General features: G+C 44.0%; 14 protein-coding genes. 12 read left to right on the top strand and 2 right to left on the bottom strand.

Annotated features, from left to right (window positions below; genetic code table 11):
- Positions 1–38 precede the first annotated feature (38 nt).
- The 6 genes from prmA to purD all read left to right on the top strand — a co-directional run bounded on the left by prmA (position 39) and on the right by purD (position 6,763).
- Entirely contained in the window at positions 39–929 is an 891-nt protein-coding gene (gene prmA, locus MP3633_RS06035) for a 50S ribosomal protein L11 methyltransferase (RefSeq protein WP_112139906.1), read from the top strand.
- A gap of 45 nt (positions 930–974) precedes the next feature.
- A complete protein-coding gene (locus MP3633_RS06030; protein WP_176334869.1) occupies positions 975–2,237 on the top strand; it encodes a zinc-ribbon and DUF3426 domain-containing protein in 1,263 nt (420 codons plus the stop codon).
- 156 nt (positions 2,238–2,393) lie between these two features.
- Complete coding sequence (gene dusB, locus MP3633_RS06025; protein WP_217909057.1) at positions 2,394–3,362, top strand: tRNA dihydrouridine synthase DusB; 969 nt, start codon at positions 2,394–2,396, stop codon at positions 3,360–3,362.
- A gap of 118 nt (positions 3,363–3,480) precedes the next feature.
- Positions 3,481–3,759: a DNA-binding transcriptional regulator Fis gene (fis, locus tag MP3633_RS06020; protein ID WP_112141709.1), complete on the top strand. Its 279-nt coding sequence runs from the start codon at positions 3,481–3,483 to the stop codon at positions 3,757–3,759.
- An 86-nt stretch (positions 3,760–3,845) separates the two neighbouring features.
- Entirely contained in the window at positions 3,846–5,423 is a 1,578-nt protein-coding gene (gene purH / locus MP3633_RS06015; protein WP_176336749.1) for a bifunctional phosphoribosylaminoimidazolecarboxamide formyltransferase/IMP cyclohydrolase, read from the top strand.
- Positions 5,424–5,476: 53 nt separating this feature from the next.
- Positions 5,477–6,763 (top strand): phosphoribosylamine--glycine ligase, encoded by a 1,287-nt coding sequence (gene purD, locus MP3633_RS06010; RefSeq protein WP_176334868.1) that lies wholly within the window; start codon positions 5,477–5,479, stop codon positions 6,761–6,763.
- 78 nt (positions 6,764–6,841) lie between these two features.
- Here the strand turns inward: purD and MP3633_RS06005 are convergent, their stop codons facing one another.
- Complete coding sequence (locus MP3633_RS06005; RefSeq protein ID WP_112139912.1) at positions 6,842–7,093, bottom strand: hypothetical protein; 252 nt, start codon at positions 7,091–7,093, stop codon at positions 6,842–6,844.
- Positions 7,094–7,151: 58 nt separating this feature from the next.
- Here MP3633_RS06005 and MP3633_RS06000 point away from each other — a divergent pair, with 58 nt between their 5' ends.
- The 4 genes from MP3633_RS06000 to pdxH are packed head-to-tail and all read left to right on the top strand — an operon-like array spanning position 7,152 to position 11,127.
- Complete coding sequence (locus tag MP3633_RS06000; protein WP_176334867.1) at positions 7,152–9,449, top strand: 7TMR-DISM family protein; 2,298 nt, start codon at positions 7,152–7,154, stop codon at positions 9,447–9,449.
- 44 nt (positions 9,450–9,493) lie between these two features.
- A complete protein-coding gene (locus MP3633_RS05995; protein WP_176334866.1) occupies positions 9,494–9,835 on the top strand; it encodes a histidine triad nucleotide-binding protein in 342 nt (113 codons plus the stop codon).
- 15 nt (positions 9,836–9,850) lie between these two features.
- Positions 9,851–10,483 carry a 2-polyprenyl-3-methyl-6-methoxy-1,4-benzoquinone monooxygenase gene (coq7, locus tag MP3633_RS05990; RefSeq protein ID WP_176334865.1) on the top strand — a complete coding sequence of 211 codons (633 nt, stop codon included), beginning with the start codon at positions 9,851–9,853 and terminating at the stop codon, positions 10,481–10,483.
- A 2-nt stretch (positions 10,484–10,485) separates the two neighbouring features.
- On the top strand, positions 10,486–11,127 hold the full coding sequence (pdxH, locus tag MP3633_RS05985; protein WP_176334864.1) for a pyridoxamine 5'-phosphate oxidase: 642 nt from the start codon (positions 10,486–10,488) through the stop codon (positions 11,125–11,127).
- Positions 11,128–11,166: 39 nt separating this feature from the next.
- Here the strand turns inward: pdxH and MP3633_RS05980 are convergent, their stop codons facing one another.
- Positions 11,167–11,724 carry an alpha-ketoglutarate-dependent dioxygenase AlkB family protein gene (locus tag MP3633_RS05980; protein WP_176334863.1) on the bottom strand — a complete coding sequence of 186 codons (558 nt, stop codon included), beginning with the start codon at positions 11,722–11,724 and terminating at the stop codon, positions 11,167–11,169.
- Here MP3633_RS05980 and MP3633_RS05975 point away from each other — a divergent pair.
- Both MP3633_RS05975 and nrdA read left to right on the top strand, forming a co-directional pair.
- Positions 11,706–12,467, top strand: coding sequence for a heparan-alpha-glucosaminide N-acetyltransferase (locus MP3633_RS05975; protein WP_244959872.1), 762 nt, complete (start codon positions 11,706–11,708; stop codon positions 12,465–12,467). The genes MP3633_RS05980 and MP3633_RS05975 overlap by 19 nt on opposite strands.
- A 305-nt stretch (positions 12,468–12,772) precedes the next feature.
- The gene (gene nrdA, locus MP3633_RS05970; protein WP_176334862.1) at positions 12,773–15,037 is read left to right on the top strand and encodes a class 1a ribonucleoside-diphosphate reductase subunit alpha; all 2,265 of its coding nucleotides are present in this window, start codon (positions 12,773–12,775) and stop codon (positions 15,035–15,037) included.
- Positions 15,038–15,060 lie beyond the last annotated feature (23 nt).

Here is a 15,060-nt window from a genome sequence, read left to right as displayed (position 1 = left end):
ATTCTATTCTTGTTTTGTTTATTGTTGGACTCCACTTTATGCCTTGGCTTCAAATTCGTATCCACACCACTCCAGATCACGTTCCTGCTTTCGAAGACACACTTCTCGACTGCGGCGCTTTGGTTGTCACTTTTGAAGACGTTCATGACGATCCAGTGTACGAACCAGAGTTAAACACAACACCATTGTGGAAAAACACTAAGATCACAGGTCTGTTCGAAGCCGATGCAGACATTGAACACATTCGCCCAGTCGTTGAACACAAGGCCACGTCCCTTGGTGAAACCGACATCGATATGAAAATAGAAATACTCGAAGACAAAGATTGGGTAAGAGAGTGGATGGACAGCTATCACCCCATCCAATTTGGCAAACGCCTTTGGGTATGCCCTAGCTGGCGTGAAGTACCAGACCCTGATGCCGTCACCTTGATGCTAGATCCTGGATTAGCCTTTGGCACAGGAACTCACCCAACAACGGCACTGTGTCTACAATGGTTAGACAGCATCGACTGTGAAAACAAAACCATCATAGATTATGGCTGTGGCTCTGGTATTCTTGGGATTGCAGGTTTGCTGCTTGGCGCTAACAATATGGTTGGTATCGACATTGACCCTCAGGCAGTCCAAGCAACCGAAGCAAATGCTCAACGTAATCATATCGATCCAAGTCGGATAGACATAAAGTTGCCACCTTATGAATCTGACTTACAAGCTGATATTGTAGTCGCTAACATTCTTGCTGGCCCTCTTGCACACTTAGCGCCGACCATTTCTGCGCTGGTTAAAACCGGCGGTCAATTAGCATTGTCTGGCATACTTGCCAACCAAGCAGAGGAAGTCATTCAAGCGTACCAAGAATGGTTTACGATCGAATCGATTACGGAAAGGGAAGAATGGGTTCGTATTGTTGGCACCAAGAACGCATAACACTCCATTCATTTAGTACCGTTTTAAACAGGAAGATACTACTCCATGGCCAATAGCCTAATTACACGTTGCCCTAAATGTTCAACCGCATTTCGTGTAAGCGATGAAGTATTAAGCATGGCCAAGGGGAAAGTCCGATGTGGCCAATGCTTTCATATTTTTGATGCCGCCAAAGTAGCAGATAACAAAGCCATTCTCAGCAAGTCCACCACGGACAACAAACAACCAAAAAGCACCACTGTTGCGAAAGAGCAAGCACAAGTTGATAGCACGCCCCTACCTGTCGAACCCAGGAGCACAGACAAAGTCGTCGACACTCGACTTGCCCCAGCTGAAGAAATAGTCAATCCAGACTGGCTGCATACCTTATTCAATGATGAAGATCTGAATCCACTGGGCGAAGAAAAACCCGCTATTACCGAAACAAACTACGACTCTTATCATGAAACGACTCCGCAGCCATTAGACTCCTCCATAAAAGCGGCAAAGCGGACTGAAGCAAAAAGGCAAGATGAACCCGCGCCGTGGGAAGTCGAACTTGCCGAAGTAGAAGCGGCTCTCAAAGCAACATCGAGCGCCCCCTCTGCCAACAAAGCAGCGAAAAGTACGCCACCACCTGAAACAACCGCCAGTAAGCAGGCTGCGCCCGCCAAAGAGCCAGATTATATGGTTGCTTTGCATTCTTTGGCGCAAACCGCATCGGAACAAACTCGCCCATCTGATATTAAAAACCAGCACAGCATTCTTGAGCAACTATCCGCCCAACAAAGCCTAGCGCCTCTATTGGGAGAGAATGAGCCTTCTACTCGCAAAAAGAACACGCACCCTTGGTTGTGGTTTTTTGCCTCATTACTGGGTCTCGCCTTATTATCAGGTCAAGTTGCTACGCATTTTTTTGTAGAAGGCAGTAGCTCTTCTAACTTTCGATCTATTTACAGAACCATTTGTTCTTACTCTGGTTGTGTCCTACCAAGGTTTGAGAATATAAACGCCATTACGATTCAGCATGTACGCATACAAAGCCACCCCTCTATTCCAAACACACTATTGGTCAATGCCATTATTACCAATACCAGTGATTTTTCTCAGCCTATGCCTAAAATCGCACTCGAGTTTTTTGATTTGAATGGTTTACCTGTTGCGGCTCGCCTCTTTGCACCCAGCGATTATTTGCACAAAGATTTTCTCGACATCACTTATATGCCACCAAACACCCCTATTCATTTGGTCATTCCAATACAAGATCCAGGTGCTCGTGCTGTTACTCATCAGCTTAGAGCCTTCCCGACAGACACTCGCTCCTACTAGTTTTTCGAGTTTTTTCCCTTAAGCTCAAAAAAAGAACAAAAAATAGTCAATTTTCAGTCTGTCAAGACTTCAAAAATAGCAATTGCCTAGGTATTATTCACGCCCGCTCGACGCTGTCGACGATCTTTAACATTCAATCCAGTATTCAGGAACATCATGGCATTTGCTATTGGCCCGTATTGCGTTGACAAACCCGTTATCCTTGCCCCAATGGCTGGCGTAACAGATTTGCCTTTTCGCCGACTTTGCCATGATCAAGGCGCAGGTCTAGTCGTATCAGAAATGGTCACGTCTGATGTTCGCCTGTGGAACTCGACAAAAAGCCGCCATCGTTTAATTCACGATGCGGAAGTCTCGCCGAGATCCGTTCAAATTGCTGGTGGCGACCCAAAAATGATGGCTGAAGCCGCTCAACAAAATGTCGAGCTAGGTGCGCAAATCATTGATATCAACATGGGCTGCCCCGCCAAAAAAGTATGCAATAAAGCCGCTGGCTCTGCGCTGCTTAAAGATGAAGCTCTTGTTCGTGAAATACTGGAATCTGTTGTAAATAGTGTCAGCGTTCCCGTCACGCTAAAAATTCGCACTGGCTGGAGTCTAGATCAAAAAAACGGTCTGACGATTGCAAAAATGGCGGAAGACATTGGCATTCAAGCATTAGCCATTCATGGAAGAACGCGAGAATGTAAATTTCAGGGAACGGCTGAATACGACACAATTGCTGAGATCAAACAGCACTTGAGCATTCCTATTTTTGCTAATGGGGATATCAAAGACCCTGAATCAGCAAAATTTGTGAAAGATTACACAAACGCAGACGGTATAATGATCGGACGCGCTGCTCAGGGTAGGCCGTGGATCTTTCGTGAAATAAATCACTATTTAGAAACAAATGAATTGTTAGCACCTCCGTCTTTATCTGAGGTAAGACAGCTTGTTATCAACCATGTAAACGCTTTACACCAATTTTATGGTGATTATTTAGGTGTGCGCATTGCTCGCAAGCATGTTGGTTGGTACTTGCAAACGTTAGCGGATAAAACACAATTTCGCAGCCTGTTTAATCGTATTGATAATACGCAAGAGCAGATTGATAAATTGGAAGAGTTCTTTGTTTGTCTGTAGACAAACGAACCTTACACTTAATGTACTGACCATCAAAAATGAAGACTTAGATCCCTCTTCTCTATGATGATCAATGCACATTAATAAATGGTTAGCTTTAAAAATAGAAGGTCATTCTGTGGTAGAACAAACTCATACTCATACGTTTCAAGCCGCTTCTTCAGAGCAGTCACAAACACTACGTGACAACGTTGAAAAAGCATTGCAAAACTATTTCGCTCATCTTGATGGGCAGCCAATAACAGACTTATATCAGTTAGTCTTAGCGGAGGTTGAGGCGCCTTTGCTAGAGTCTGTCATGAACTACACAAAGGATAACCAAACAAAAGCATCCACTATCCTCGGTTTAAACCGAGGAACACTTCGCAAGAAGTTGAAGCAATACGGCATGCTATAAGTACAAAGAAAAAAGGGCGAATTCGCCCTTTTTTTCGTATTACCTTCCCCTTGTTTATTTAGTGTTAATTAATTGTGAGAACCATGATGGCAAATCAAAAAGCAGTGACTCCAATCAAGCGAGCGTTAATCAGTGTTTCCGACAAAACAGGCATTGTCGAATTCGCGCGTGAACTAACCGCTCAAGGCGTTGAAATCCTTTCTACTGGCGGCACTTACCGTCTTTTACTGGATAACAATGTTAAAGCAACGGAAGTTTCTGACTACACAGGCTTCCCAGAAATGATGGATGGCCGCGTAAAAACACTACATCCAAAAGTCCACGGTGGCATTCTTGGTCGTCGTGACATCGACGGCGCCGTCATGAAAGAACATGGCATTGAAGAAATTGATATGGTTGTGGTTAACCTATATCCATTTGAAGCCACCATTGAACGCCCAGATTGTGATCTTCCAATGGCGATTGAAAACATCGACATCGGCGGCCCTACTATGGTTCGCTCTGCGGCGAAAAACCATAAAGACGTAGCTATCGTTGTTTCACCAACAAGCTATGACAGTTTACTCGCCTCGTTAAAAGCGGATGGCGGCCTTACTTACGATCAACGTTTTGATCTTGCCGTACAAGCCTTCGAGCACACATCTCATTACGACGGCGCGATTGCCAACTTTCTAGGCAAAAAAGTCGAAGGTGGCAGCGAAGATTTCGCTCGTACATTCAATTTGCAATTCAACAAACAAGAAGAAATGCGCTATGGTGAAAACCCTCATCAAAAAGCCGCTTTCTATGTTGAAGCCAACCCAAAAGAAGCTTCCATCAGCACCGCGAAACAAATTCAAGGTAAAGCGCTGTCTTACAACAACATCGCTGACACTGACGCCGCACTTGAGTGCGTAAAAAGCTTCGACAAGCCAGCCTGTGTGATCGTTAAGCACGCCAACCCTTGCGGTGTTGCAACGGCCGCGTCTCAATTTGAAGCGTACGATCTTGCTTTCCAAACAGACCCAACGTCTGCATTTGGCGGCATCATTGCCTTCAACCGAGAATTGGATGCAAAAACAGCGCAAGCCATTGTTGACCGTCAATTTGTTGAAGTTATCATTGCGCCAAGCGTTAGCAAAGAAGCCGCAGACATCGTGGCTGCAAAACAAAACGTTCGCTTACTTGAGTGCGGCCAATGGTCAGCAAACAAATCTACGGCGCTGGATTACAAACGAGTTAATGGCGGCTTGTTAGTTCAAGACCGTGACGACGGCACCATCACACTAGACGACCTTAAAGTTGTATCAAAACGCCAACCAAGCACCGAAGAACTAAAGGATCTCTTGTTCGCCTGGAAAGTGGCTAAATTCGTTAAGTCTAACGCCATTGTTTACGCAAAAGCAGAACAAACAATCGGTGTAGGCGCAGGCCAAATGAGCCGCGTTTACAGCGCAAAAATCGCAGGCATTAAAGCCGCGGATGAAAACCTAGAAGTTGTTGGCTCTGTTATGGCCTCTGATGCGTTCTTCCCATTCCGCGACGGCATCGACGCAGCAGCACAAGCTGGCATTACTGCTGTAATCCAGCCTGGTGGCTCCATGCGTGACGCCGAGGTCATTGCGGCCGCTGATGAAGCTGGCATGGCGATGGTCTTCACTGGTATGCGTCATTTCCGCCACTAATAACGTCGTTATTGATAACGTCTAAAATATTGACCATGAAGGATGAACAGATCATGAAAGTTCTTATTATTGGTAATGGCGGTCGTGAACATGCTTTGGCATGGAAGACGGCAGAATCAAGCCAAGTAGAAAAGATTTTTGTTGCACCAGGCAATGCTGGTTCAGCAATGGAAAACAAAGTGGAAAACGTCAATATCGGTGTAACCGACATCGACGCGCTCGTGGCATTTGCCAAAAAAGAAGCCATTGATCTAACCATCGTTGGCCCTGAAGCACCGTTGGTTATCGGTGTTGTCGATGCGTTTGAGAAAGAAGGGTTGGCAATCTTTGGTCCAACCGCTGCCGCAGCACAACTAGAAGGCTCTAAAGCCTTCACCAAAGACTTCTTAGCACGTCACAACATTCCAACAGCGGCATACGGCAACTTCACTGAAGTCGCTCCTGCTGTGGCTTATATCAAACAGCAAGGTGCTCCAATTGTTGTTAAAGCCGATGGTTTAGCCGCTGGTAAAGGCGTTATTTTAGCGCAAACAGAAGCTGAAGCAATCGAAGCCGTTGAAGACATGCTGCAAGGCAATTCTTTTGGCGATGCAGGTAACCGCGTGGTTATCGAAGAGTTTTTAACCGGCGAAGAAGCCAGCTTTATTTGCATGGTAGATGGCGAAACGGTTCTACCAATGGCCACCAGCCAAGATCATAAAGCGCGCGACAATGGCGATTTAGGGCCAAACACTGGCGGCATGGGTGCTTACTCTCCTGCTCCGGTTGTTACACCAGAAATTCATGATCGAATCATGAACGAAGTGATTATGCCAACGGTAAAAGGCATGAACGCGGAAGGCAATCGCTACCGTGGTTTCTTATACGCTGGTGTGATGATCGCAGCCGATGGCACACCAAAGACACTGGAATACAACTGTCGTTTCGGTGACCCAGAAACACAACCTATCATGATGCGTTTGCGTTCTGATTTGGCTCAAATGTGTTTGGCGGCGATCAATGGCAAATTAGACACGGTCAAAGCCGATTGGGACCCTCGCGCAAGCTTAGGCGTAGTTCTTGCGGCTGGCGGTTATCCTGCTGACTACCCAAAAGGCGATGTCATCACAGGTTATGATGCTGCACTACCGGCCCATCAAAAAGTCTTTCAAGCGGGTACGGCAATAAAAGACGGTAGCGTTGTGACAAACGGCGGCCGTGTGCTTTGCGCTGTTTCACTTGGCAATACCGTGGCAGAAGCGCAAGCAGGTGCATACGACGTTGTTAATAAGATTTCTTGGAACAAGATGTATTTCCGCACAGACATTGGCCATCGCGCCATTGCTCGCGAGCAGAAATAGTCCCGACGTAGATCATTGCACTCTATAGTAAAAAGGCCTCAATTGAGGCCTTTTTTTCATCTAATACTTTCATTAGAGTTATTTTTTCAACTGGGATTCTTTTTTGTCCAGCCAGGCTTTAAACACACGCCCCGCTTCCAACACTATCAATCCAAAGATAATACCGGCAACCCAATCCAGACCCAATAAAAACCCCAGTACCGCAATCATTCCATAGCCATACATGAGGTTCGTGCGCGTTGTCGACTTCGCTTGTCTTGCGAACCAAGTAACGCCTAACAGCAGCAAGCTAAACCAAACATAATACTCCACCAAAATTGGATATAGCATTCGATCCCCTATCTAGTTAATAATGATAGCCTTTATATAATAAGTCTGGGCTAGTGTTTTGCTTTATCGATTGATTTTACTATTTTTTCTCTGCATCTCCAACACAGTATGGAGCGCAAACACCATTGCCATTATTGATGACACAAACAGTGCTTTCAATATTGGCCACAGTGGCTCTTATTTTATTGATAACGCTCAAACCCTTTCTTTTAGTGACATTACCTCTGACGAGTACGCCAAGCGATTTCGTCCAATAAATCGTGATTATTTGCAGTTTGGATTGGTAAAGGGAAATATTTGGATTCGTACAGATATTGCGATACGAACCACCAGTAATACACCGGTATTACTGGAAGTAAATTCTCCTCGGCTACAATATCTAGACATTTATCTGCCTAATTTATACGAAAATCAGGTCCAAGCCGAACTCGGTGGCGCACGACCTTATAAGAATAGAAAAATCCAAACACCAAATTATGTTTTTCCTATTCCAACCAACACACCGCCAGTTTTCACCTTGTATCTAAGGCTATCATCCCATTTGCCCATTAATGCTGAAATAGAATTAAAAACACTCTCGAATATGAGTCTAGATAATCAAAAAAATCTGACTTTCACTGGAATTTTAATTGGAATATTACTGGCGTTATTTGTTTGCAATGTGTTCTTTTTCTTAAAAACATCACGCTCTATGTATCTTATATATGGTGTGTTTTTGATTGGTATCGCTACTTTACACCTAACCCTTCACGATCAAGTGTCACAACTGTTTCCTAATCAAATCAATGTCCAAGAACGGATATACAACTTAGCAGCACTGTCCTGCTTATGCGCGATTGCCTTCTTTTCCAGACTTTATCTTGACACCAAAGAACATCTACCAAAAATGGATAAGGTATTAATCGCTATCGGTGCTATAGCGGCTTTATTCGCCATTATTTTTACTATTTCACCAGAAAAACTAAATGTCATGGCCCTCTCTTTTTTGATCGTAAGCACACTTATCATGCTAACCGTACACGCCATTGTTGCCTTCATCAAAAACGTCCCCTTTTCTGGGTATTATCTGGTGGCTCGACTGACACTACTTACAGGTCATTTTGCTTGGCTCATGTCAGTCTATGGCATCATTCCAAGCGCGACATTATTTCAATGGGGCTTAACCGTTACCATCATTATCGAAGCCATGATTCATTTCACCGGTATGATTGCGCAAACAACACCATCACTACAAAGACGCGCAAAAAAAACAAAACACTCACAAACAGAAATGACAGATCTTTTGTCGGATCTTTCTAGTCGCCTACGCCGTCAAATCAATATTATTGGAGGCGGGCTTTCTCATCTTGAACAAGCAGCGGCATCCAACGACACCAAGCTTTTTCTTAACAGCAGCATGACCGCAAATAACAACCTAAAAAATCTGATAGAACGAATTGAGCTATTAAATGATATAAAAGAAAGTACTCCACCCGAGCAAGCCGCGCCATTATTACTAAGTCAGTTAATAGACAATGCTTATAACAATGTTCAACGCTTAGACCAAGACAACACGCTAATAGACCTAAATACATACAAGACAGATCAAGTTGAAATTTTACACAACGCCCCTATTTTGCAGCACCTAATTGAAAGCCTCGCACAAGAATTCAAACATTTCACAGACCAAACCCTCACCATCAACATTACACGTCACGACGTAAATAGAGAGGGTATTACTTTATTAGAACTCAGTTGCTACCCGCTTCCTGCGCGAGTGTACGCGAACACCACAAGCTTCGATCTTGGAATGCACTACATCACACACCTAATACAGCATCTAAAGGGAGAAATGCATTTATCTGAAGGAGACCTTACGCGCAGCATAAACATTCAATTACCTATTCGCGTGCACATTCGCCCCTTAAACAACCATTTCATTCAACAAAATCAACTTGATATCATACTATTTGGTCAAGAAGACAATGACCTACAAAAAGCCCTTACGCTCCTACAGAGCCACGCCAACCGAATAGAGCATTTCGTTACCCTAGAAAGTTTATTAGAGCACTTGGGACTGCCTGAAAAAAGAGAAGCTGGTTCCATTATTTTGGTATTTGATAACGGTGGTCACATTCCCCATATCACCCAACAAAGACTTATTCCTTTAATGCGCCATGAAGATCAGTGCCTACTGATCAGCAACAATGTTAAAATGTCGCTCGATTATGCAAAAAAACTTGGCTTTAATGAATTGCTAGCTTGCTCTGAATTAGAAAGCCAGCTTGAACAAATGCTTTTGCGCTTAATACAGAAAGGGGACAGGTTAAAGAACGCATCATTGTCTCGGATCAAGCCTTTGCGCAAAACACCTTGAAGCGAAACCACTAACCTTGAATAATACAAACGAAAGGAGACGATATGGACTGTTTATTTTGCAAAATAGTGAGTGGCGACATTCCAGCAAAAATTTTATACGAAGACGATGATGTCATTGCCTTCGAAGATATTATGCCGCAAGCACCAAGCCATTTCCTGGTCATTCCTAAGCGTCATATTAGTACGCTAAACGATTTAACAGATGACGATGCGCCTGTCGTTGGTAAGCTACAGATTACCGCAGCAAAAATTGCGAAACAAAAAGGCATCAGTGACGCCGGCTATCGTGTTGCGATGAACTGCAACGAAATGGGCGGACAAACTGTCTACCATATTCACATGCATGTATTAGGTGGCCGGGTAATGACATGGCCTCCAGGTTAATTAAGAGGAAGTGAAATGATCTCTTTTCTAGACAAAGCCGTATTACATTTTGACCGCGCACTGCAAACACTGGTTCCACACGCAGCACAGGCGAGACGACTTTCTCCTGCTAATCACGTTGATGAAGCGGAACTGAATCAGGATGAACGTAAGCATTCATCTGGCCTAATGCGAATTAATCATACTGGTGAAGTGTGCGCTCAAGCACTCTACGCAGGACAAGCGACCACGGCAAAACTAGCCACAGTGCGCAAAGAAATGGAACATGCGGCTGACGAAGAAATAGATCACCTTGTTTGGTGTGAACAACGTCTGTATGAGCTTGGTAGCAAACCCAGTATTTTTAACCCTTTATTTTATGGGGCGTCATTTGTGATTGGTGCTGGGGCTGGACTCATTAGTGATAAATTAAGTTTAGGCTTTGTTGCCGCCACTGAAGATCAGGTCTGCATTCACCTTCAACAACACATGGCGACACTGCCGTCGCTGGATGAAAAAAGCAAAGCAATATTGACACAAATGCACGTCGATGAAGCTAAGCATAAAGCCATGGCACTAGAGGCTGGCGGTTACGAGTTTCCAAGACCGATTATGACCATCATGACCCAAGTATCCAAAGTCATGACCACAACAACTTACCGAGTTTAATCATGAACAGAGACCTTCACTCTATTCGTCGTGACTATCAATTCGACGATCTTCTAGAAGAGCAATCTGGCAACGATCCACTTGCTCTATTTGATACTTGGCTCGAAAAAGCCATTGAGGTTTGTCCTGACGACCCTACCGCGATGGTGTTTAGCTCAGTCGATGCCGATGGTTGGCCTCATTCTCGTGTGGTTTTATTAAAGCAAAGAAACGAATTCGGCTTTTCTTTTTTCACTAACTACGACAGTGAAAAAGCACAACAGCTGGCCCACAACAACAAAGCCTGCATGACTTTTTTCTGGCCAGCACTCTCTCGCCAAATTCGTGTCGAAGGCACCATAGAAAAAGTCTCTCGGGAGATATCTGAAACCTATTTTTCCAGTCGTCCGCGCGGCAGCCAACTCGCCGCTCGAACCTCAAAACAAAGCGCCGTCATCGAAAATCGGGACGTGTTACAAAAAGCGTTTAATGCAGAAGAACAAGCCTTCAACGAGCAAGACGTACCTTGCCCAGAAAATTGGGGGGGCTATGTACTGAAGCCTAAGTTTATTGAGTTTTGGCAAGGCCGACCAAGCCGCCTTCATGATCGAATTTGTTTTATACTAGACAGCGATCAATGGATTAGAGTCCGCAAAGCGCCTTAAATTAAACGCACCGCATACATGAAATATCCCAGTGGATCATTAAAGTAGGAGGCGAAACGTTAAACTGATTCGCTCCTCTTTAATTTTCTTTCTTACAGGCAACGAGTGTTGCCATAGTACTTGCGTAGAAGAGGACATGATTAGCCAGCTTCCGTCTTCTACCTCCACACTGTGTTTAACCTTATGATTTTCCTTTAAACGAAATACAAAGGGTCGCTTCACACCAAAACTTAACATAGCCACAACTGGCGCTGGGCCTAGCTGTTTCTCATCATCTGAATGCCACCCCATATATTCTTCGCCATGTTGATACCAGTTCAGTAGTACAGAGTTAAAAGATTGATCAGCCAGTTTCTCGGCTTCTTTTTTTGCAAGCAATAGCCAATCAGGCCAACCTCTACCATGATGATCCTTACCTGAATAGCGATAACATACGCCATCGTCGGCAATAAATGCGACCTGCCTTGGCACCAATACATCGCGCCCAAACATATTTAGGCTTTCTCGTTCCCATGGCAAATTCAACTTAAGCAACGGCACACTAAGCTGCAGGCTTGAGCTAGAAAATGAGTATCGGTATGATGGCCGAACTTCCATTACATTATTCACCTTGGACTTCAATGCAAACCCCTTTCGTTTCTAAGCCAATAAAACGCAGTGCGTTTTTAGACGTTTACCGCGGCTCAGCCGTATTGTTAATGATCATTTTTCATTTCTTCTGGGATTTGCAAAATTTTGGTTTCATCGAGTTTTCAGTTTATGATCCTTTTTGGGTTCATTTTCGCAGCCTGATACTCACATTATTTCTTACCGCGATTGGTTGGTCTACTTACATCACACTAACCAAAACCAAGCGTCCATCATTTTGGAAACGCGATCTCAAACTGTTTATTTCTGCTGGAGCCATTTCGCTGGCAACCTATTTTGCCATGCCAAACCAATGGATTTACTTCGGCATTCTGCATTTTATCTTTGTGGCCTCATTACTAATCAGACCTATTGCTAGGTGGCCACTGTGCTGTGCCCTACTGGGGGCAGCAATTACGTTTATTTATCAGTCTACTGACTGGCTCTTCTTCCCAAATGCCTTCTCTACAATAACGGACTATATCGCCCTACCAAAAAGGACTCTCGATATTGTCTTCCCTTTCCCATGGATCGGCGTTGTTTTAATCGGCCCTCTTTTAGGTTATCTGAATTGGCATAAGTGCCCCACACCAGAACACGCTATCACCCATGTTCTGGCCTTTATGGGCCGCTACGCTTTACCTATCTATCTAATTCATCAAGTGTTTTTATTTAGCTTAGTCGCTTCGGTAAAAATGGTGCTGACGCTTTAAAGTTGATCGCTTTTCGTGCGTTCGATTAGGTGAGTTTTTCTCATGAAAAAATAGATGAAAATAATGTTTATAATCTTGCCAATCGCCAAGTTTACGCTTCTTCTGGCAAGCAAAGTAAGTGACCACTTAGGCATTCTTTGTTTATTATTTTAGCGCATTTTTCAAGCCTTGATTTTACATTAAATGAGCACTATTGTTCGTTACAGATTATCAATGAAGTACTACATATAGTGTTTTATTCGAAACACACACACTATATAGAGTAAATCACCTCTTTTTATAATGCACTAATGGGAAGTTAAGGCATGAGCACTCTCACAGTTACTAAGCGTAACGGGACGACCGAAAAAATCAATCTTGAAAAGATTCATAAAGTCATAACGTGGGCCGCCGAAGGATTAGACAACGTCTCCGTTTCCCAAGTGGAATTAAAAGCACAAATTCAGTTTTTTGAAGGAATTCGAACAACAGATATCCACGAAACATTAATCAAGTCTGCTGCAGATTTGATTTCTGAAAACACGCCTGACTATCAGTATCTAGCGGCGCGCTTAGCCATCTTCCATTTACGTAAAAAGGCCTTTGGTGACTTTGAGCCACCACACCTTTATACACACGTAAAAAATCTAGTGCAGCAAAAACGTTATGATTCGCATTTATTAGAAGATTACACCGAAGAAGACTTCGACCAACTGAACGCATTCATTGATCACTCACGTGATATGGACTTTTCTTATGCGGCCGTTAAACAGCTCGAAGGCAAATATTTAGTACAAAATCGCGTCACGGGTAAAATATACGAGAGCCCTCAGTTTATATACATCCTTGTCGGCGCTTGTTTATTTGCCGGTTACGCTAAAAATGAGCGTTTGAACTTGATCCGTCGTTTTTACGATGCAGTTTCTAAGTTCAAAATTTCGTTGCCAACGCCTATTATGTCTGGCATCCGTACACCGACTCGTCAATTCAGCAGCTGTGTATTGATTGAATGTGGCGACTCTCTAGATTCAATCAATGCAACCTCAAGCGCCATCGTAAAATACGTTAGCCAACGCGCAGGAATCGGTGTGAACGCCGGTGCAATTCGAGCGCTTGGTAGCCCTATTCGTGGCGGCGAAGCTTTCCATACGGGTTGCATCCCATTTTACAAACACTTCCAAACAGCGGTAAAAAGCTGCTCTCAAGGTGGTGTTCGTGGCGGGGCAGCGACTGTGTTCTACCCAATTTGGCACTTAGAAGTTGAAAGCCTATTGGTGCTAAAAAACAACCGCGGCGTTGAAGAGAACCGTGTGCGCCACCTAGACTACGGTGTGCAGTTTAACCGCCTGATGTACCAACGCTTGATTAAAGGCGGCAACATCACGTTATTCAGCCCATCCGATGTACCTGGTTTATACGACGCGTTCTTCGCAGACCAAGAAGAATTTGATCGCCTATACAACCTGTATGAGCAAGACCCATCGATTCGCAAGCAAACCATCAAGGCGACAGAGTTGTTCACCTTGTTTGCTTCTGAACGTGCCAGTACCGGCCGTATTTACCTACAGAATGTGGATCACTGCAATACTCACAGCCCATTCGATCCAAAAGTAGCGCCTGTTAAGCAAAGTAACTTGTGTTTGGAAATTGCGCTACCAACCAAGCCATTAAACAGCATTGACGATCCAGAAGGCGAAATTGCACTTTGTACCTTATCTGCTTTCAATCTAGGAACACTTGAAAGCCTAGATGAATTAGAAGAGCTAGCCGAGCTTATTGTACGAGCTCTAGACAGCTTACTAGATTACCAAAATTACCCCATTCCAGCAGCGCAGCGTGCCACTGAGCTGCGCCGTACCCTTGGTGTAGGCGTGATCAACTACGCTTACTACTTAGCGAAGAACGGTGTGAAATACTCTGATGGCTCTGCCAATGATTTGACACACAAAACGTTTGAAGCCATTCAATACTTCTTATTAAAAGCATCAAATAAGCTGTCAAAAGAGTTTGGTCCATGCTTGGCCTTTAACGAAACGACCTACTCGAAAGGTATTTTACCAATCGATAGCTACAAAAAAGAAATCGATAATATTTGCTCTTCTGAGCTTGTTTACGACTGGGAAAGCTTGCGTAGTGAAATCGTTGAACATGGTTTACGTAACTCTACACTCACAGCATTAATGCCGTCTGAAACATCCTCTCAGATTAGCAATGCAACCAACGGTATCGAGCCACCACGCGGCTTTGTCTCCGTGAAAGCCAGCAAAGATGGCATATTGAAGCAGGTCGTTCCTGAGTTTGAACGCCTAAAAGAGAATTATGAGTTGTTGTGGACCATTCCATCAAACGATGGCTATCTTCAATTGGTTGGTATTATGCAGAAGTTTGTTGACCAAGCTATCTCGGCAAACACCAACTACGACCCACAAAAATTTGAGTCACAAAAAGTTCCTATGAAGGTGATTTTGAAAGACTTATTAACGGCTTATAAACTTGGCGTAAAAACACTCTACTATCACAATACCCGTGATGGTGCGGACGATAAACAAGAAGACATTGACGACTGCGCTGGCGGCGCTTGTAAAATTTAGTCAGCCAATAGTCAGACGTAGCA

Origin of the sequence: Marinomonas primoryensis (assembly GCF_013372285.1) — a bacterium.
GTDB classification, from domain to species: Bacteria; Pseudomonadota; Gammaproteobacteria; order Pseudomonadales; family Marinomonadaceae; genus Marinomonas; species Marinomonas primoryensis.
Note: the sequence above shows the minus strand (reverse complement) of the source record. Positions and strands in the feature narration are given on the sequence as shown.

Coding starts and splice junctions, on each gene's coding strand:
- purH (WP_176336749.1), top strand. CDS start 3,846: ATGGCAAATCAAAAAGCAGTGACTCCAATCAAGCGAGCGTTAATCAGT.
- pdxH (WP_176334864.1), top strand. CDS start 10,486: ATGAACAGAGACCTTCACTCTATTCGTCGTGACTATCAATTCGACGAT.
- MP3633_RS06030 (WP_176334869.1), top strand. CDS start 975: ATGGCCAATAGCCTAATTACACGTTGCCCTAAATGTTCAACCGCATTT.
- MP3633_RS06005 (WP_112139912.1), bottom strand. CDS start 7,093: ATGCTATATCCAATTTTGGTGGAGTATTATGTTTGGTTTAGCTTGCTG.
- dusB (WP_217909057.1), top strand. CDS start 2,394: ATGGCATTTGCTATTGGCCCGTATTGCGTTGACAAACCCGTTATCCTT.
- MP3633_RS05975 (WP_244959872.1), top strand. CDS start 11,706: ATGATGGCCGAACTTCCATTACATTATTCACCTTGGACTTCAATGCAA.
- MP3633_RS05980 (WP_176334863.1), bottom strand. CDS start 11,724: ATGGAAGTTCGGCCATCATACCGATACTCATTTTCTAGCTCAAGCCTG.
- purD (WP_176334868.1), top strand. CDS start 5,477: ATGAAAGTTCTTATTATTGGTAATGGCGGTCGTGAACATGCTTTGGCA.
- nrdA (WP_176334862.1), top strand. CDS start 12,773: ATGAGCACTCTCACAGTTACTAAGCGTAACGGGACGACCGAAAAAATC.
- prmA (WP_112139906.1), top strand. CDS start 39: ATGCCTTGGCTTCAAATTCGTATCCACACCACTCCAGATCACGTTCCT.
- MP3633_RS05995 (WP_176334866.1), top strand. CDS start 9,494: ATGGACTGTTTATTTTGCAAAATAGTGAGTGGCGACATTCCAGCAAAA.
- coq7 (WP_176334865.1), top strand. CDS start 9,851: ATGATCTCTTTTCTAGACAAAGCCGTATTACATTTTGACCGCGCACTG.